19 protein-coding genes are annotated in these 16797 nt (G+C 62.0%); 7 read left to right on the forward strand and 12 right to left on the reverse strand.

The window, feature by feature from the left end; translation table 11 throughout:
• Positions 1 to 59: 59 nt before the first annotated feature.
• Positions 60 to 1133, reverse strand: a complete 1074-nt coding sequence (locus ASC97_RS05405) for a helix-turn-helix domain-containing protein (RefSeq protein WP_057467326.1) — start codon at positions 1131 to 1133, stop codon at positions 60 to 62.
• A 161-nt stretch (positions 1134 to 1294) separates the two neighbouring features.
• On the opposite strand from ASC97_RS05405, the gene ASC97_RS05410 reads away from it, so the two are divergent.
• Positions 1295 to 2002, forward strand: coding sequence for a hypothetical protein (locus ASC97_RS05410; RefSeq protein WP_057467327.1), 708 nt, complete (start codon positions 1295 to 1297; stop codon positions 2000 to 2002).
• Here the strand turns inward: ASC97_RS05410 and ggt are convergent, their stop codons facing one another.
• The 7 genes from ggt to ASC97_RS05445 form a co-directional block, all read right to left on the reverse strand.
• A complete protein-coding gene (gene ggt, locus ASC97_RS05415) occupies positions 2003 to 3733 on the reverse strand; it encodes a gamma-glutamyltransferase (protein ID WP_443216727.1) in 1731 nt (576 codons plus the stop codon).
• A gap of 95 nt (positions 3734 to 3828) precedes the next feature.
• Positions 3829 to 4839: an alpha/beta fold hydrolase gene (locus ASC97_RS05420; RefSeq protein ID WP_057467329.1), complete on the reverse strand. Its 1011-nt coding sequence runs from the start codon at positions 4837 to 4839 to the stop codon at positions 3829 to 3831.
• Between the two features lie 65 nt (positions 4840 to 4904).
• A complete protein-coding gene (locus ASC97_RS05425; RefSeq protein WP_057467330.1) occupies positions 4905 to 5519 on the reverse strand; it encodes a hypothetical protein in 615 nt (204 codons plus the stop codon).
• Between the two features lie 104 nt (positions 5520 to 5623).
• Positions 5624 to 5749, reverse strand: a complete 126-nt coding sequence (ykgO, locus tag ASC97_RS05430; RefSeq protein WP_037069952.1) for a type B 50S ribosomal protein L36 — start codon at positions 5747 to 5749, stop codon at positions 5624 to 5626.
• 162 nt (positions 5750 to 5911) lie between these two features.
• Positions 5912 to 6988: a 5-(carboxyamino)imidazole ribonucleotide synthase gene (locus tag ASC97_RS05435; RefSeq protein ID WP_057467331.1), complete on the reverse strand. Its 1077-nt coding sequence runs from the start codon at positions 6986 to 6988 to the stop codon at positions 5912 to 5914.
• Positions 6985 to 7479, reverse strand: coding sequence for a 5-(carboxyamino)imidazole ribonucleotide mutase (purE, locus tag ASC97_RS05440; protein WP_057467332.1), 495 nt, complete (start codon positions 7477 to 7479; stop codon positions 6985 to 6987). The genes ASC97_RS05435 and purE overlap by 4 nt, the downstream gene beginning before the upstream one ends.
• A gap of 16 nt (positions 7480 to 7495) precedes the next feature.
• Complete coding sequence (locus ASC97_RS05445) at positions 7496 to 7699, reverse strand: YdcH family protein (RefSeq protein WP_037069374.1); 204 nt, start codon at positions 7697 to 7699, stop codon at positions 7496 to 7498.
• A gap of 229 nt (positions 7700 to 7928) precedes the next feature.
• On the opposite strand from ASC97_RS05445, the gene ASC97_RS32550 reads away from it, so the two are divergent.
• Positions 7929 to 8102: a YdcH family protein gene (locus ASC97_RS32550; RefSeq protein WP_082529883.1), complete on the forward strand. Its 174-nt coding sequence runs from the start codon at positions 7929 to 7931 to the stop codon at positions 8100 to 8102.
• A gap of 153 nt (positions 8103 to 8255) precedes the next feature.
• Here ASC97_RS32550 and ASC97_RS05450 read toward each other — a convergent pair whose 3' ends face one another.
• Both ASC97_RS05450 and ASC97_RS05455 read right to left on the reverse strand, forming a co-directional pair.
• On the reverse strand, positions 8256 to 8516 hold the full coding sequence (locus ASC97_RS05450) for an ArsR/SmtB family transcription factor (protein ID WP_037069369.1): 261 nt from the start codon (positions 8514 to 8516) through the stop codon (positions 8256 to 8258).
• A gap of 69 nt (positions 8517 to 8585) precedes the next feature.
• Positions 8586 to 9350, reverse strand: coding sequence for a sulfite exporter TauE/SafE family protein (locus tag ASC97_RS05455; RefSeq protein WP_057467333.1), 765 nt, complete (start codon positions 9348 to 9350; stop codon positions 8586 to 8588).
• Positions 9351 to 9457: 107 nt separating this feature from the next.
• Between ASC97_RS05455 and ASC97_RS05460 the strand changes: the two genes are divergently transcribed.
• Complete coding sequence (locus ASC97_RS05460; protein WP_057467334.1) at positions 9458 to 10111, forward strand: thiamine phosphate synthase; 654 nt, start codon at positions 9458 to 9460, stop codon at positions 10109 to 10111.
• Positions 10112 to 10121: 10 nt separating this feature from the next.
• Complete coding sequence (locus ASC97_RS05465) at positions 10122 to 11204, forward strand: tetratricopeptide repeat protein (protein WP_057467335.1); 1083 nt, start codon at positions 10122 to 10124, stop codon at positions 11202 to 11204.
• A 9-nt stretch (positions 11205 to 11213) separates the two neighbouring features.
• Here the strand turns inward: ASC97_RS05465 and ASC97_RS05470 are convergent, their stop codons facing one another.
• Positions 11214 to 12911: a hypothetical protein gene (locus ASC97_RS05470; protein ID WP_057467336.1), complete on the reverse strand. Its 1698-nt coding sequence runs from the start codon at positions 12909 to 12911 to the stop codon at positions 11214 to 11216.
• A 436-nt stretch (positions 12912 to 13347) separates the two neighbouring features.
• Here ASC97_RS05470 and ASC97_RS05480 point away from each other — a divergent pair, with 436 nt between their 5' ends.
• The 3 genes from ASC97_RS05480 to ASC97_RS05490 all read left to right on the forward strand — a co-directional run bounded on the left by ASC97_RS05480 (position 13348) and on the right by ASC97_RS05490 (position 16384).
• Positions 13348 to 14148, forward strand: a complete 801-nt coding sequence (locus tag ASC97_RS05480) for an inositol monophosphatase family protein (RefSeq protein WP_057467338.1) — start codon at positions 13348 to 13350, stop codon at positions 14146 to 14148.
• A 100-nt stretch (positions 14149 to 14248) separates the two neighbouring features.
• Positions 14249 to 15349: a hypothetical protein gene (locus ASC97_RS05485; RefSeq protein WP_057467431.1), complete on the forward strand. Its 1101-nt coding sequence runs from the start codon at positions 14249 to 14251 to the stop codon at positions 15347 to 15349.
• A gap of 3 nt (positions 15350 to 15352) precedes the next feature.
• Positions 15353 to 16384, forward strand: a complete 1032-nt coding sequence (locus ASC97_RS05490) for a peptidoglycan -binding protein (RefSeq protein ID WP_057467339.1) — start codon at positions 15353 to 15355, stop codon at positions 16382 to 16384.
• 148 nt (positions 16385 to 16532) lie between these two features.
• Here ASC97_RS05490 and ASC97_RS05495 read toward each other — a convergent pair whose 3' ends face one another.
• Positions 16533 to 16721 carry a YegP family protein gene (locus tag ASC97_RS05495; RefSeq protein WP_057467340.1) on the reverse strand — a complete coding sequence of 63 codons (189 nt, stop codon included), beginning with the start codon at positions 16719 to 16721 and terminating at the stop codon, positions 16533 to 16535.
• Between the last annotated feature and the right edge of the window lie 76 nt (positions 16722 to 16797).

Here is a 16797-nt window from a genome sequence, read left to right on the forward strand (position 1 = left end):
TCAGATGATGGTTCGCTCATGCTTAGGGCGGCATGCGGACGTTGTGAACGGCGACTTTGTCACGGTGACACGAAAAGCGTCTTTTTTGCAGGCGGGGCAAGCGCAACGAGGTTGTCGCGGTTACGGCGCCTGAATTCCGTGGGACTGGTGCCGCTCACGCGCAGGAATTCGCGATTGAAATTCGATTTGCTGATGAAGCCGCAGTCGAACATCAGGCGCGTTACGGGCTCATCGGTCTGCGCCAACAGCTCGCAGGCGGCGCGAATTCGGAAATCGTTGACATATTGGGACACACTCATTCCGTGGACGCGGTTGACGGCAATCGAGACGCGGCGGGCGGACAGGTTCATCCGGCGGGCAATGCGGCTGAGGTTGAGATCGGGATCACGGTAGAGCTGGCGCGTCTGCATGAGGCCGTCGAGGGCCGCTGCGACGGTGGCGTCTTCTGCCGTGGGCACGGAAGCGGCGGGAAGCTGCGGCTCGGAAGACGTCGTTTCCAGCGACTGGCTGCCACTTGCAACGGCGGCGGCCGTGCCGAGGACGAGCAGCGTCAAGCCGTTTCCGACAGCGACGATGGCGCCGGAATGAATGCCGCCCGTCTGCGTGAAATCCAGGCTGATGGCGATGTCGGCGATGGCCGACGCGATCAGCGCGGCGGCGGTGATCAGCAGGGAGCGGTAAGACAGCAGGGCGCCGTCGAGCCGTGAGGCGACGAGCGCATCGGGGCCGTGACGCGCAAGCCAGAGGAGTGCTGCGCCGTAGGCGAGAAAGATGACGGTCAGAACCGGACCGACCGGTTCGCGCCAGAACGCCAGGAGGCAGGCGATCAGCAAGGCAGGCAACAGATGGAGCCGGAAGCGAACAAGCGAGACGGGTCCTTCCAGCGTAAGGCTTCGGAAGCTGATCCACGCGAGGCTGGCGATCAGTGCGGCAACGATCGCCTGAGCCGGAACGATATCGATGACGTCATAGCCCCAGCGGATGCCGATCAGTACCGATTGCAGCGCGTAGACGCTGATCAGGAGGAGGAAAGGCCGCTTTTCCGGCGTGTTCCAGTCGCCCTGCCGGACCATGCGGATCAGCAGAATGGCAAGCAAAAGCGCGATGACGAAGGGTAGCGGAACGAAGATCATGACGGCGGATCCGGTGTTGCGTGCGTGGATATCAGCACGAGAGTGACCCTGATCGCAATCGCGGGCGACCCGAATTGCGTTTCAGGTCTCGATAAATTTCCCGCACCGCCACCTTGGCTCAGCCGCCACGTTCAGGGGCGGCTTTCTCAGGGAGACAGGCGATGACATTATTTCTATTCATACCCGCATTCTTCATGACGCTGGTTGCGGCCTTTGCCGATTCCGGATCGTCCGGCGAGGCACTCGACGTTTCATCCGTCCGCACCATCGTCGTCAGCGGAGATGCCAGCGATATCAGGATCACCACCAAAGCCGACGAGCCATACCGGGCGGAAACGAGCGCCCGGCGCGACGGGTGGTTCTCCTCGTGGTATTCTAGCTGGTTCTTCGACGGTTGCCCGGATCGCAGCCACATGCAGGTCGACGGTACGATGTTGCGGGTCGAGGTCATGCCGACCTCGTGGACGGATTTGTCCGACTGCACGCCAGAAGTGCTCGCGAATGTCCCTCCGGGAAGCGCCATCCGCATCGACCAACAGGCGGTCAAAGCGCGGCTCGAGGGGGATTTCGCAAGCCTTGAAGTTTCCAGCAAGGCGGCCGATATCGCGTTCGAAGGCCATGCCTCTACCATCGATATTCTGGGTGCGGCCGTGCGGGCACAGTTGAATTACGATGCGATCCGGCGGGACGAGCGGATCGACATCTCCGCGCAATCGCTGGAGGCGGAGTTCGGTTTCGGCAGGGATGTGCCGGTCGACTATACCGTCACCGCCAGGGCCTCCTATGTCGATAGTCCGGCCCCAAGCGTGCCCGGCGCGAAGCCGCAGGTGACGATCAAGGGCGATTACGTTCGCGCGCGCATCCGCTGATCAATAGCCGCCGGCCGAGCCCTCGGCCGAGCGGCTATCCATGGCGCCGTAGTAGCGCGCGCCGCCGCCCTTTTCGATATCGGCGAGACTCTTGCCGCCGACGAGGATGCCGGCGGCCTGGCCCCATTGCGGCGGTCCGCTGCCGTCGTCCAGCGTGTGGCCCATGGCGACAAGCGTGCGGATCGTATCGGGGGAGAGGGTATAGGGTTCGAGATAGACCTTGTCGGGCTGCCACTGATGATGAATGCGCGGCGCGTTGACGGCCTGGCTGATGTCCATGCCGAAATCGACGACGTTCAGGATCGTTTCGAGCGTGATGGTGATGATGCGCGAGCCCCCGGGGCTGCCGATCACCATGAACGGCTTGCCATCCCTTGTGACGATCGTGGGGCTCATGGACGAGAGCGGCGTCTTCTTCGGCGCGATGGCATTGGCCTCGCCTTGAATCAGGCCGTAGAGGTTCGGCACCCCTGGCTTGGAGGTGAAGTCGTCCATCTCGTTGTTGAGCAGGATGCCGGTACCGGGCGCCACCACGCCGGCACCGAAGGAGCCGTTCAGCGTATAGGTGACGGCCACCGCGTTGCCCTCGTCGTCTATGATCGAATAGTGCGTGGTCTCGACGCTTTCCTTCGCCCCGAGCGGTTTCAGGTTGGCCGAAGTGCCCGCCTTGTAGGTGTCGATCTTGGCGCGGATATCCCTGGCGTAGTTCTTATCCAGCAGCTTGGAGACCGGATTTTCGACGAAATCGGGATCGCCGAGTGCAATGTTGCGATCGACATAGGCGTAGCGCATCGCCTCGACCATCAGATGCACCGTCTCGGCGGAGCCATAACCGAGAAAGGAGAGCGGATAGCCTTCCAGCACGTTCAGGATTTCGCATATGATGACGCCGCCGGAGGAGGGTGGGGGCGAGGAGACGATGTCGTAGCCGCGATAATTGCATTCGACCGGCTTCAGCTCGCGCACCGCATACCGTTCGAAATCCTCTTTTGCGAGGATGCCGCCCTTGGTCTGGCTCGCCTTGACGATCGCGTCTGCCGGAGCGCCCTTATAAAAGGCGTCGGGGCCGTTTTCGGCGATGCCCGAAAGCACGGCGGCAAGGTCGGGCTGCAGCAGCCTCTCGCCGGCGGTGTAGATCTTGCCGTCCGATTTCAGGAATATCTTCGCGGCGGCCTCGTCCTTGACCAGGCGCTTGGCGCTGCCGGCGAGGCTGGCGGCGTCACCCGGCTCAAGCGTGAAGCCTTCCTGTGCGTAGCGGATGGCGGGTCCCAGCAGCTCTTCACGCGATTTGGTGCCGTATTTCTCGCGCGCGGTCTCAAAGCCCATGACGGAACCGGGCACGCCGACCGCGAGGTAGCCATCGAGGCTGGCGCGCGGGACGACATCTCCCTTGGCATCGAGATACATCGTCTTGGTGGCGGCAAGCGGCGCGCGCTCGCGGAAGTCGAGGAAGGTGGTCCGGCCATCTTTCAGGCGAATGGTCATGAAGCCACCGCCGCCGATGTTGCCGGCAGTCGGGTAGACGACTGCCAGCGCATAGCCGACCGCGACCGCCGCATCCACCGCGTTGCCGCCGCTCTTCAGGACGTCGATACCGACATCGGTCGCCAGATGCTGGGCGGTAACGACCATGCCATGCTCGGCCTCAGCGGGCGCGGGCGATGCGGCGAATGCCGGTGTCAGCGGCGCGAGAGCGAACGACAGCGCGGCGACCAGGGCGAACGATTTCATGCAAAGGCGATCCATGACTTCCCCTCGAAGGACGGTGATGGAAGAGATATGGGATGCTGGTGGCGCGAGGCAATGACGCGCGGTACCGCGGGGGACTAAGCCCCGTCCGCACTCTGACGTGCAAGGCGCTCTTCCGCCGTGCGCGCCGCCGCCTGGAGATCGCGGGGTCGCCCTGCGATCTTTTCCAATGCGGCGATGGCGACGTCGGTCGCCAGATAGTCCGGCTTGTGTCCGACGCCGCAGATCCTCACGAGCTCCGAACCGGCGATATCGCGGGCAAGTCCCTGCGAGTGGAGATGCTCCAAGACGATATCGTCGCTGTCGCCTGTAATGATGACTGTCGGTGCGGCGATCCGAGCATAGAAAGGCGACTGTGCCTTCACGTAGTCGAGCAGCCGGGTGAGATCGGAGGCATTGTTGCAGAAGGTCTTCGGGCGCAGCACGAGGGCAGGGCCGGTACGCGCGATATAATCCGCAGGGCGCGGATTGGGGCGGAAGACGCCTCGCGTTCCCTGTTCCATCCTGTGAAGTCCGAGCGGCACCACGAGCGCGTGCGTAAAGAGCCAGCCGATCAGCGGCACCGTCGCGACATGGTAGTACCAGTCCACCCCGCCCGGCCACGGATGTGTCGCCGGCGCGAGGAAAAGAAGGCCGCTGGTCCTTTCAGGATGGCGCACGCCGAAGGCCGCGGCAATGGCGCCGCCAAAGGAATGCCCGACGACGATCGCCTTTTCTATGCCGCGCTTTTCCATGAGGTGCGCGAGGGCATCCGCCTGCCCGGAGGGAAGAGCGTTTTCCGGACCGCCGCGCTCGGAATAGCCATGGCCCGGTCGGTCGACGAACAACATTTCGGCGCGGCCGGCGAGCGGCGCAAGAAAGGCCTCGCGCTGGTCGAGGAGATTGCCGCTGGCGCCGTGGATGAACACGATGGCCGGCAGGTCGGCGGTTTCAGGACGCGGAACGTGAACCGCATTCATGCGATAACCGCCGATATCGGTCAGTTCCCCGATATTGGGGTAGGCCCGCTCGATCTGGCGCGCTTTGTACGAGGAGTAGCCGATGGCGGCTGCCAGGGGCGCGAGGAGCGTTGAGACTTCGGCAAACATGAAGCGACCCGAACACGTACAGACACAATACGCAAGACGGGCTGCACCCGATTCACCCTCAGCGATCAGGTGCGGTCGCCGGCCAGTTTTTCGGCGAGTGTGTTCAACTGTTCCTGCGCGGTGCGATTGGCGGGGTACACGTCGAGAAATCGCTCCCAGGCCTTGAGCGCAAGCTGGTCGTTGCCGGATTCGGTGAGAATCGCAGCCATGCCTGACAGCGCGCCGAAATGACGAGGCTCGATATCGAGTACGCGTTCGATGTCGGACATGGATTTGCGCATGCTGCCGTTGGCATAGTTCAAGGTGGCGCGGCGGTTCCAGCTCTCGGCGTAGTTCGGCTTCAATGCGATCGCCTGGTCGAGGAAGTCGAGGGCTGCGGCATTGCGCTTGTCCTGGATCGCCTTGTCGGCCCATTGCATCAGCAGGTTGACCGTGGCGCTGCCGGAATCGTTCCATTCCGTGCGAATCTCATTGGCGATATCGCTGGCCTTGTCGGCGTCACGCTCGCGTTTCAGCTCTGTATAAAGCTGGTCGAGATGCTGCTTGGGGGAGAGGTTCGCATCCGGCTGCTCGACGATCGTTTCCTTGTCCTGCGCGGCGGCAGGCGGCACAGAAGCCAGCAAGGCGAAAGCAAGCGGCAGTACCGCTGATGTCATGGCTAAAAAACGCATGGCGGGCATATTAGCCCGCCAACGCAGAAGATCAAAGCGATTTAACGGGATCACCTCGGCAATCCCCCGAACAGGCTCAGCGCCAAGGCGTCGAGCCATTCGGCCGTGCGATATCAGCCCTGACGAGCCTTGAAGCGCGGGTTCAGCTTGTTGATGATGTAGACGCGGCCCTTGCGGCGAACCAGGCGGTTGTCACGGTGACGAGCCTTGAGCGACTTGAGCGAATTCTTGATCTTCATTGTTTTGATCCGCGATGTTTGGGGGAATTCACATTCGCCCGTATATATGACATTCAAAAGCGCGCTCAGGGCGCGCTCTTCAGGTTGGGCGAGCAGATAACCCGGGGACTTGTCTGTGTCAACCACATGAAGGTGTTTTTCCCGTGGCAGAGAGGGGTTCTGTCAGGGAGAAACCGATGATTTTGCCGTCAGCGTGGTGACGTGACCCATCTTGCGTCCGGGCCGGGATTCCGTCTTTCCGTAGAGATGGACGAGTGTGTCGCGGCGCCTAAGCCAGTCCGGCAGCGCGAGGATATCATCGCCGACCAGGTTCTGCATGACGCAGTCGGAGTGACGGTCGGCGTTGCCGAGCGGCATGCCGGCGACGGCACGGATGTGCTGCTCGAACTGCGAGACGACGCACGCTGCTTCCGTCCAATGGCCGGAGTTGTGAACCCGCGGCGCCATCTCGTTGGCGATCAGGCTGCCGTCCGGGAGCACAAAGAACTCGATGCCGATGACGCCGACGTAGTCGAGCGCCGCAAGGATCGTCTCAGCAGCCCCGCGGGCGGCGACAGCCGTCGCGTCTGTAATTGAGGCGGGTACGGTCGAGGTGTGGAGAATGCCGTTGCGGTGGATGTTTTCGGCCGGATCGAAGCAGACGACGATGCCGTCGGTGGCGCGCGCAGCAATGATCGAAATCTCGCGCTCGAAGGAAACGAAGCTCTCGAGGATCAGGGGCACGCCGCCAAGGGCAGCATAGGCGCCGTCAGCGCTGTCGGCGCCGGAGCGGAAGACCTTCTGGCCCTTGCCGTCATAGCCGAGCCGGCGGGTCTTCAGGACGCCCTGTCCGCCGAAGTCCCGCAGTGCCGCCTCAAGGTCTGACTGGCTGTCCACGGCACGAAAGTCGGCTGTCGGTATGCCGCAGCCGTTAATGAAACGCTTCTCGACCAAGCGGTCCTGTGCCGCTTCGAGAGCCATGGGCGGCGGATAGACGGGAATGCTGCCGGCGAGCGCTTGCGCGGCGGAAACGGGGACGTTCTCGAATTCATAGGTCACCACGTCGCAAGCTCCGGCAAGTTCGGCGAGCGCCGCCGGATCGTCATATGCAGCAACGATCTGGCCATTGGCCACCTGTGCTGCGGGACAATCGACCTGCGGCTCGAGAACGATGGTGCGGAAATTCAGTCGCGCCGCCGCCATGGCCATCATGCGGCCCAGTTGGCCGCCGCCGATGATGCCGATCGTCGTGACGGTCATAGGTCGTCCATCGGGTATTCTGCGACAGAAGCGCTCTGGCGTTCGCGCCATTCGTCAAGGCGGTCGGCGATTTCCTCGTCCGACAGTGCAAGGACGGCGGCAGCCAGGAGGGCGGCGTTGATCGCGCCCGCCTTGCCGATCGCCAGCGTGCCGACCGGAATGCCGCCCGGCATCTGAACGATGGAAAGAAGGCTGTCCTGACCCGACAGCGCCTTGGACTGAACAGGAACGCCGAACACGGGAAGCGGCGTCATGGCTGCCGCCATGCCCGGCAGATGCGCAGCGCCGCCCGCGCCTGCAATGATGACCTTGAAACCTTCGTCGCGCGCCGTCTTGGCGAAATTTACCAGGCGATCAGGCGTGCGGTGAGCCGAGATGATGCGCGCGTCGTACGGGATTTCCAGCGCTTCCAGCGTGTCGGCGGCGTTCTTCATGGTCTCCCAATCCGACTGGCTGCCCATGATGATGGCTACGGGTGGTCTGTCTGTCATCGTCACGACAATTTCCTCAGGCGATGATATCCGGGATGATCTGGTCCTCGAGCTTCGTCAGCTTATCCTTGATGACCAGCTTCTTCTTTTTCATGCGTTGAATGCGCAGCGCGTCGCATCCGGTGGCAATCATGGCGTTGATGGCGACATCGTAGTCTTCGTGCTCCTGACGCATGCGCGCCACGATGAGCCTGACTTCCGCCTGTTCCTGATCCGGCATTTGTATTCCCCACGATCGTCTTCGGACGCTGTCCGGCCTGGCGATGATTTTTGCATGCTCCTATCATCAAATAGCGGTAACGGCTAGTTGGTGATGATCATGAATTTGCCACGTAGTCTCCTTGTTTTCGCCTTCGACAACCTTTCAAAAATGTGTCACACTTTAAAGGTTGACGCCTTGGATCTCCGGCGGTGTTGGCCGGAGAGAGGTAAGAGGAAGGAAGGGTCAAATGACTGTTCAAGCTCATCTTGAATCACTCCAGAAAAAGCATGGCGCTCTTGAGGACGAGCTTCATCTGCTTATGGTATCCCCCTCGAGAGACGACCGTGAGGTTGCCGAGTGCAAGCGCAGAAAATTGCGCATCAAGGACGAGATTGAGCGTCTCAAATCATCCGTACATTGACAGGATAGCCTGAGCCTGGCGTGGGCCACGCGACAATGGAAGGCGATATCGCAAGATTCCCAACAATTTAGCAGGATTTGCGTCAGGTAGGATTTCCTGAGCGTCGGTTGCGGATATACGTCCCAATCGGCGCTCTTTCATTTTGGGCAGGTGTCAGGCCCAGAATTGATCCAGCCACAGATTGAGCCTGTCGAAGCCGCGATTGTTGACCGCATAGATGCGCTTGGTGCCATTTGCGGTTACCGAAACCAGGTTGCAATCGAGCAGCGCCTTGAGGTGCTGCGAGACGGCGGGGCGGCTTATCGGGAGGCCCTCGGCGAGTTCGTTGACGGTGCGCGGCGCTCGTCGAAGCTCCTCCAGCAGGAAGCGCCGGTGAGGGTCGGCTATCGCAGTGAAGGCGTCCGCGTTCGACATGGCGGAAAGCTACGTCAAACGAGGCAGTTCGGCAAGGACATTGTGCGTCGCAGCGAAAGCGCCGGATTGCTAGTATCCCAGGCCTTCGCGCGCGATCAGGATGGCCGCGATCAGCGCCATTCCATACATGAAGGGATAAAAGATTGCCGGCTTCATCCGGCGCACGCACCAGGCCCCGGCGAAGGTCGCAAGCGGCGCCAGGGGCAGAAGCGTGGCCGCGGCCGCAAGATTCCGTGTGTCGAGCTGCCCGAGGGCAAAGTAGGGGACGAGCTTTATCGCGTTGAGAATGGCGAAGAAACGGACGCTGGTGCCGATGTATTCTCGCGGCTGCAGCTGCAGCGGCAGGGCGTAGATCTGAAACGGGGCACCTCCCGCATGCGCCACGAAGCTGCCGTAGCCGGACAGGCTTCCCCAGAGCGTTGCGAGACGCGGACGCTGTTTGTGCGGCGTCATCGCCCGCCCCGCGCCCGGGCCGAAATTGTTCCAGAAATAGCGCAGGCAGAAGAGTACGGTGACGCCGCCGATGACGACGCGCAGCACGTTGCCTGGGACCAGTGCCGAGGTCGCCCAGCCGAGCGCGATGCCGAAGATGGCACCCGGCAGCATGATCTTCAGCGTCGTCCAGTCGCCGTGCTTGCGCCAGATGACCAGCGAGATCATGTCCATGCAGACAAGGATCGGCAGAAGGATCGCGGCGGCCTGAACCGGAGAGACGACAAGGGCCAGAAAGGGCAGCCCGATCAGCGACAGCGCGTCGCCCATGCCGCCTTTTGCCAGGCCGACGAGAATGACGGCCGGAATGGCGGCGTAGTAAAATGAAAGGTCCATCGGCATGCTTTTGAAAGTCCTCCCTTGCCAGTCCCCTCTAACGGAATTACTCACACAGGACGAGTGCGGATGGGCCAGGAAACTGTGAAATCCGCTGCAAATGGAAAGAGTTCATGACCGAACCGCAAAATCGCTGCCGCCTAGTTCTGATCGTTCCCGATATTGCCGATGCCGATGAGCAGGCGAAGATCGTCGGCGATGCTCTCAAGGGCGGCGATGTCGCCTCGGTAATCGTGCCGCAATATGCATTGAACGACGGCGAGTTTCAGAAGCACGCCGAGAAGCTGGTTCCGATCATCCAGGACGCCGGCGCGGCAGCTTTGCTCGCGGGCGACAGCCGGGTCGTCGGGCGCACGAAGGCCGACGGATTGCATCTGACCGGTCCGGCCAGCGAAATCTCAGAAGCGATCGACAAGTATGCCGACAAGCTGATCGTCGGTGGCGGCAACGCCGCCGACAGGCACCATGCGCTCGAAATCGGCGAGGAACGCCCCGACTACATCTTCTTCGGCAAGCTCGAGGGCGACATCAAGCCGGAGGCGCATCCGAAAAACGTCGCCCTTGGCGAATGGTGGGCCTCGATGATCGAAATCCCCTGCATCGTCATGGGCGGCACGGATCCGGCCTCGGCCCTTGTGGTGGCGGAGAGCGGCGCCGAATTCGTCGCCTTGCGGCTTGCCGTATTCGCGGACCCGGCTCGAGCGCCGTCCGTCGTGGCCGAAGTCAACGCGCTGTTGGACGAAAAAGCGCCACGGTTTGAGGGTTGATATCGCGCTCATGCCGATCCTGACCCGCCATTTGCGCCTTTCTCTCATCGCGACCGCCACGATTGTGGCAGCGCTTGCGCATAACGCATCGGCGCAAACGGTCGATAATGTCGTCACGCGTCCACTCGCCGGAGCGCCAGAAGCGCTCAAGTCGGGACGCCCTCAGACGGACGGTGCCGAACCATCGGCAGGTGTCGGCGTCTTTGAACGGATGGGTGCGAAGCTGCCCGACCTGCCTGCCGAGAAGGACTACAAGGGACCGGTCGACCAGGCCTATGGCGCCTACCAGCGCGGCTACTATCTGACGGCGATGGATATGGCATTGCCGCGTGCGCAGCTGGGCGACCCGGCGGCACAGACTCTCGTTGCCGAAATGCTTGCGTCCGGCCTTGGCGTCAAGCGCGATCCCAAGAATGCCGCCTTCTGGTACGGCAAGGCGGCGGAAGGCGGCGACGCGGCTGCCATGTTCAAGTACTCCCTGATCCTGATCGAGGGCAGGCTCGTCAAACGCGACAAGGCCAAGGCGGACGAGTACATGCGGAAGTCGGCCGATGCCGGCAATTCGTCGGCGCAGTTCAACTGGGCGCAGATCCTGACGGCTGACAATCCGGGCGACAAGGGATTGAAGCTGGCGCTGCCTTACTATGAAAAGTCCGCCGAGCAGGGGGTCGCCGACGCGCAATATGCCGTGGCCGAGATCTATTCGGCGCTTCCCGATCTGCCGGCTGAGAAAAAGCAGCTGGCGCGAGAGTGGATGGCGCGCGCCGCGCATGCTGGATTCGACACTGCTCAGGTCGATCTCGGTGTCTGGTTCGTCAACGGCACGAACGGCCCGCGCGATTTCGTCAGAGGTTTCCAATGGCTGCGCATAGCTGCCAACAGCGGCAACGTGGTGGCGCAGAACAAGCTGGCGCACCTCTACATCAATGCGCTCGGCACCAAGCCGGACCCGATCGAGGCCGCGAAATGGTATGTGCTGTCGCGCCGCGCCGGTCTACCGGATCCGGCGCTCGAGGATTTCTATCTCGGCATCGATGAACAACAGCAGAAGGCGGCAATCGATGCCGCCAACAAGTTCCGCCGGACGCGCTAGTCCTGGCGCTCAGGCCACGGCGCGTGCCGTTTTCACCGGCGCCGCCGTTTGGATTGCGGGAACGATGTCGCGGTGGACGGTTCGTTCCTGCGCCAGGGTGTAGAGCTTGAAGATCCTGCGATCGAGCGGCGCGACGATGTCGGCGAGATCGGAAATGTCGGCAATCTGCGCGCCGGCCATGTCTTCCAGCATGTCGGCACAGCCCGCGAGTGCGTCGCCGACGTCGCGCTGGATATCCAGCTTGCCGATCAGCAGGCCGATCTTTCCGGCCACCTCGCGGCCGTGCTCCGACAGAACCTTCAGTTCATTCCCGATGGTATCGGCCGTGGCCCTGATGTCCGCGACAGCGCCGGTGAGGTTCTCGCCGAGTCCGCCGGACATGACGCCTGTCGAAAGCGTCACATTGCCGGCTGCGGCTTCCAGGGCCGGAAGACCGTTGACGATCGCGTCGGCGGACTCATCCAGCTTGCCTGCGAAAATGCGCAGCTCGGCGGTGACGACGTTGATCGATTTGCCTTCCTCGCCGAGCCGGCTGCAGCGCAGGTTGGTGTTCAGTGCCATATAATGGATGTCGGTCTTGACGGCGCGAATGTTGCCGATCGATTCCAGCAGCTTGGCAGCGGTGTCGTGCGTCGCCTGACTGACCTGATCGACCTGCTGCGTCGCGCCGTCGACCTGCTGGGCGATCTCGTGGGCGGATGAAACGCTGGACTCCAAGGTGCCCAAGACGTTGCCTTCGCCTGGCCCCTTCATCTGGTCGCGGAGCCGCAGGATCTCCTGCGCGTCCTGATCGATGCTCGCGATTGTCGTGATGACGGTCTGCGAATCCCGGCGGAAATCCTTGCACATGTCGCTCATCTGCGCGGCTGTGAGATGATGGATGACGTTTTCCAGTCGCTTGCGTGCCTCGGCATCGAGGTTGCCGCCTTCCGGGCCGTCCAGAAAATCCTCCAACAGGGCAAACGTGCCTTGGACATGCGCGATGCGCTGGCGGGCGACGTCGCCGATCTGCAATGCCGTGAGCGTCGAGGCCAATTTGCCCTGGATGCCGCGAGCAATGTCGGAAACGTCGCGGACCATCGTTGCCAGGTGCTGACGGTGTTCGGCGATCTTGCGGGCTTCGTCCTGCAGGGCGCGTGCCACTTCCGGCACGGTCTCGGCGCAGCTTTTCGCCAGATTGGTGCCCGACGTCAGCGCCATCTTCACTTTTTTCTCCAGCCTGTCGAGATGGGCGGCGAATCCGTTGACTTCCTCGGTGCCGGAATAGATGCGCTCGAGGATTTCCTGCGCGAAGCCGGCAAACTCGGGGAGCCCCGCTCCGGTGATCTTCACGGTCACTGCAAAGGTGCGCAGATAGCGCATCGTCTCCTGCATGTCGGCAACATGCTTGCGCAGCGAATAGCCGGTGCTGGCAAGCGACATCAGCGCGTCATGGCGCGCTTTCTCGGCACTCGGGAGATCGGCCAGGCTCTTGGCGGTCGAGCGCAGATCCGCGGCGGCGTCGCTGCCTTCGCCGATGCCCAGCGTGTTCGTGACATTGTCCAGCGAACTCAATAGCCGGTTGAGTCCGTCCGTCACAGAAAGCAGCGCCGTGCTGCCGTCCTGAAAACGCTGCTCCACCCGGCTGCGTGCAGCCTCCAATGTCTGTGCAATGGCCGATCCGGACGTCTGGAATGCGGTTGGTGCCGATGTCGCCCCGTTTTTCACGTTATTTCCTTTGTTTATAACATTGGCAGTTTCGGCTCTCGTTTTAGGGCGGCGTTGGAAACGACAGGTAAACGCGGACAGACTCGCCAATGTTGTCCTTAACGGAGCATGAAATTCCGAGCTCCGTCTGCGATATCGGCTTGTTGAGCAGGACGCGGCTCGATACAACTTTTGCGGGGCAGAGTTCAGGGAGACTGGGATCGCCGCAATCGTATTTGGCGGCAGTTGTGACGAAGGTCGGCTTGGCATGCATAACCGTGACAGGAGCGACTTTGTCGCGGTCATCTCCCTGACCTGCGGCAGCGCTCTTGAAATTTCCCTGATTTTGTGGTCTTGAAGCCGCCAATCTTTATAGAGCGCTGCCTTCTTCGGCGATCAGGGACCTTCCCCGCCCTGACAGCGCATTCCGTTTACCCGTTCAAGGATAAGTGCCCACATGGCCCGTTCAGCTCTTCTCAATGTCATGGTTCAGGCTGCCATCAAGGCAGGAAAATCGCTGGGGCGTGATTTCGGCGAAGTGCAGAACCTGCAGGTTTCCGTCAAGGGACCGGGCGATTTCGTCTCCAATGCCGATCGCAAGGCCGAGAAAATCGTCAAGGACGAGCTTCTGAAGGCACGTCCGACCTACGGCTTCCTCGGCGAGGAAGGCGAAGAGATCAAGGGCACCGATGGCGCGCATCGCTGGATCGTCGACCCGCTCGACGGCACGACGAACTTCCTGCACGGCATTCCGCAGTTTGCGGTCTCGATCGCGCTTGAGCGCAACAACGAGATCGTCGCCGGCGTCGTGTTCAACCCGGCCACCGACGAACTCTACACCGCCGAGCGCGGCGGCGGCGCTTTTCTCAACGACCGCCGTCTGCGCGTCGGGGCGCGTCGCGTTCTCTCGGATTCCGTGGTCGCCTGCGGCGTGCCGCATCTCGGGCGCGGCAATCACGGAAAGTTCCTCGTCGAGCTTCGCCACGTCATGGGTGAAGTGGCGGGCATTCGCCGCATGGGCGCGGCGTCTCTGGACCTGGCTTACGTCGCTGCCGGCCGGTTCGACGGCTTCTGGGAAACGGGGCTCTCTGCCTGGGATATCGCTGCCGGCATCCTGCTGATCCGCGAAGCCGGCGGCTATGTGTCCGATTGGGATGGCGGCACCTCCATCCTCGAAACCGGCGGCGTCGTTGCCGGCAATGAGTACATTCAGAAGGCATTGCTGGAAGTGGCGAAACGCCCGGTTCCCAGCCGCTAAATCGCTGTTGTAAAGACACGGTTTTCTGTTCGATGTACTTCAATTCGGCGCAATGATGCTCTAGTCTCCGGAGGCGATGAAGCCGGAGGCTGCGGAATCTATGGAAAACGTGAATGTGGCGGAGTTCGGCTCGACCGAAAAACCCACGGGCAACTATACTTACAAACTCTCCAGTCCGATGCCGTTCCTGTGGACGATGGTCATGTTCCTGGTCATCGTCGGATTTATCGCCGCGATCCTGTTCCGGCAGGCACAGACCGCCTTCATGCACAATCCGGGCCTCAACGGCCTTATTCTCGGCGTCCTCGGCGTCGGTATCATTCTCGTCTTCACGCATGTGCTGGCGCTTCGCCCCGAAGTGCGCTGGTTCAATTCCTTCCGCGCCGCAGGCAGCGCCGACAAGGTCAGTCGCGATCCCAAGCTGCTGGCGCCGATGCGCACCCTGCTCGGCAGCCGCAAGGCATCTGCCGGGCTTTCGACCGCGGCGTTCCGGTCCATCCTGGATTCGATCGCCAACCGGCTCGATGAATCGCGCGATGTCTCGCGCTACCTCATCGGACTCCTGGTGTTCCTCGGCCTGCTCGGCACGTTTTGGGGTCTCATCGGCACGATCAGCTCGATCAGCACAGTCATTCAGTCGCTCGATGCCGGTACAAATGGCTCCTCCGATGTGCTCAGCGCCTTGAAGGAAGGACTGTCGACTCCGCTATCCGGCATGGGGCAGGCATTCTCGTCCTCGCTGCTCGGCCTTTCCGGCTCGCTTATTCTTGGCTTTCTCGATCTGCAGGCCGGCCGCGCCCAGAATCGCTTCTACGTTGAACTGGAGAACTGGCTCTCGTCGGTCACCGATCTCGGTTCCGATACGTCGGTCCCGGCAATCGGCTCAGGCTCCGGCATTTCGCCTGAAGAAATCCGTGCGCTCTCCGACTATCTGCGCAAGTCCGCGGAAGACGGCGGGGCGGGCAGCCAGCGGTCGGTGGCGGCCATGGCAAACCTTGCCGAGGGCATTCAGGGTCTCGTCAAGAACATGCGCAACGAACAGCAGATGCTGCGCGACTGGATCGAAGCGCAGCAGGACGAGGCCAAGGCAATGCGTCGCACGCTCGACCGGCTTGCCGAGCGGGTCGGATCGCAGGAACGGCAAGCATCGGCCGAACGCAGCCAACGCGTGCCGCAGACCGAGAAGAGCGAGGGCAAGTAAGCCATGGCTCTTGGCCGCAACCGTCGCCGCGAACGCGCGGTGGACTATTGGCCGGGTTTCGTCGACGCCCTGTCGACGCTCCTGATCGCCGTCATGTTCCTGCTCACGGTCTTCGTTGTCGGGCAGTTCATCCTCAGCCGAGAGATTACCGGTCGCGACGAGGTGCTGACGCGACTGAACAGCCAGATCAACGAACTGACGCAGCTCCTTGCGCTCGAGAAGGGAAGCAAGCAGGACCTTGAGGACAGCGTCGCCAACCTGCAGGCGTCGCTGGCGTCCGCCGAAAGCGAACGCTCCCGCCTGCAATCGCTTCTGTCCGCCGGATCGGGCGGCCAGGATCTGGCACAGCAGCGGATCGGCAGCCTGTCGAAGGAACTCGACGAGCAGAAACAGACGAGCGAGCGGGCGATGAGCCAGGTCGAACTGCTGAACCAGCAGATTGCCGCCCTGCGCAGCCAGATCGCCGCGATCGAAGTCGCTCTCCAGGCCTCGGAGCAGAAGGATCAGACGTCGCAGACGAAGATCGCCGATCTGGGTCGGCGTCTCAACGTCGCGCTGGCGCAGCGGGTGCAGGAGCTGAACCGCTATCGTTCGGACTTCTTCGGAAGGCTGCGCGAGATCCTCTCCGACCGCGAAAACATTCGCATCGTCGGCGACCGGTTCGTCTTCCAGTCCGAAGTGCTGTTCCCATCCGGCGGGGCTGATCTCAATCCGGACGGGCAAACCGAGATGGCGAAGCTCGCCGCCGCTCTTCTCGACGTTGCCAAGGAAATCCCGCCGGAAATCAACTGGGTGCTCCGCGTCGACGGCCATACCGACAACGTGCCGCTCGCCGGAACCGGGAAATTTTCTGACAACTGGCAGCTTTCGTCGGCTCGCGCGATCTCGGTGGTGAAGTTCCTGATTTCTCAGGGCGTGCCTGCCGATCGTCTGGTGGCTGCCGGTTTCGGCGAGTTTCAGCCGATCGCGCCGGGCGAGACGCCCGAGGCACGTGCAACGAACCGGCGTATCGAACTCAAGCTGACCGAGAAGTGATCGGGCGCATCGTGCGCCGGTGAATTTCCAGGCCACGCCTTGGGCCGGCTGGCAGGTGCCGGTTAGCGCAGTGAATCCGGCCGACGGCAGAGCAGCGCGACCCAGGTTCGATTGGCGAGGCGGCGCTCGAGGCGCCGCCTGATCCTTTTCAGGAGGATGCCTTCGTCGTGTCGTCGACTTCTGCACCGGGAGCGTTCTTCTTGATGGATTCGATTGCGCTCAGAGCCGATGCCTTGGCCTTGTAGCCTTCGGAGCTGAACATCGTTTCGCCGTTCGAGGCTTTGAAACGGAATCGGAACTCGCTTGCCTTGTCCTTATAAACTTCGAACTTATACATCGATTTTGTCTCCCGGAATCAGGATGTTGATCAATCAGCAAGCGCAGCCTAAAACAAAAAACACAACTATTCCATC

Source organism: Rhizobium sp. Root1203 (assembly GCF_001424945.1).
Taxonomy (GTDB): domain Bacteria; phylum Pseudomonadota; class Alphaproteobacteria; order Rhizobiales; family Rhizobiaceae; genus Rhizobium.

What these genes read in the sequence shown, in the direction of transcription:
- ASC97_RS05405 (WP_057467326.1), bottom strand. Translation starts at nt 1,133, where the DNA reads ATGATCTTCGTTCCGCTACCCTTCGTCATCGCGCTTTTGCTTGCCATT.
- ASC97_RS05410 (WP_057467327.1), top strand. Translation starts at nt 1,295, where the DNA reads ATGACATTATTTCTATTCATACCCGCATTCTTCATGACGCTGGTTGCG.
- ggt (WP_443216727.1), bottom strand. Translation starts at nt 3,733, where the DNA reads ATGAAATCGTTCGCCCTGGTCGCCGCGCTGTCGTTCGCTCTCGCGCCG.
- ASC97_RS05420 (WP_057467329.1), bottom strand. Translation starts at nt 4,839, where the DNA reads ATGTTTGCCGAAGTCTCAACGCTCCTCGCGCCCCTGGCAGCCGCCATC.
- ASC97_RS05425 (WP_057467330.1), bottom strand. Translation starts at nt 5,519, where the DNA reads ATGCCCGCCATGCGTTTTTTAGCCATGACATCAGCGGTACTGCCGCTT.
- ykgO (WP_037069952.1), bottom strand. Translation starts at nt 5,749, where the DNA reads ATGAAGATCAAGAATTCGCTCAAGTCGCTCAAGGCTCGTCACCGTGAC.
- ASC97_RS05435 (WP_057467331.1), bottom strand. Translation starts at nt 6,988, where the DNA reads ATGACCGTCACGACGATCGGCATCATCGGCGGCGGCCAACTGGGCCGC.
- purE (WP_057467332.1), bottom strand. Translation starts at nt 7,479, where the DNA reads ATGACAGACAGACCACCCGTAGCCATCATCATGGGCAGCCAGTCGGAT.
- ASC97_RS05445 (WP_037069374.1), bottom strand. Translation starts at nt 7,699, where the DNA reads ATGCCGGATCAGGAACAGGCGGAAGTCAGGCTCATCGTGGCGCGCATG.
- ASC97_RS32550 (WP_082529883.1), top strand. Translation starts at nt 7,929, where the DNA reads ATGACTGTTCAAGCTCATCTTGAATCACTCCAGAAAAAGCATGGCGCT.
- ASC97_RS05450 (WP_037069369.1), bottom strand. Translation starts at nt 8,516, where the DNA reads ATGTCGAACGCGGACGCCTTCACTGCGATAGCCGACCCTCACCGGCGC.
- ASC97_RS05455 (WP_057467333.1), bottom strand. Translation starts at nt 9,350, where the DNA reads ATGCCGATGGACCTTTCATTTTACTACGCCGCCATTCCGGCCGTCATT.
- ASC97_RS05460 (WP_057467334.1), top strand. Translation starts at nt 9,458, where the DNA reads ATGACCGAACCGCAAAATCGCTGCCGCCTAGTTCTGATCGTTCCCGAT.
- ASC97_RS05465 (WP_057467335.1), top strand. Translation starts at nt 10,122, where the DNA reads ATGCCGATCCTGACCCGCCATTTGCGCCTTTCTCTCATCGCGACCGCC.
- ASC97_RS05480 (WP_057467338.1), top strand. Translation starts at nt 13,348, where the DNA reads ATGGCCCGTTCAGCTCTTCTCAATGTCATGGTTCAGGCTGCCATCAAG.
- ASC97_RS05485 (WP_057467431.1), top strand. Translation starts at nt 14,249, where the DNA reads ATGGAAAACGTGAATGTGGCGGAGTTCGGCTCGACCGAAAAACCCACG.
- ASC97_RS05490 (WP_057467339.1), top strand. Translation starts at nt 15,353, where the DNA reads ATGGCTCTTGGCCGCAACCGTCGCCGCGAACGCGCGGTGGACTATTGG.
- ASC97_RS05495 (WP_057467340.1), bottom strand. Translation starts at nt 16,721, where the DNA reads ATGTATAAGTTCGAAGTTTATAAGGACAAGGCAAGCGAGTTCCGATTC.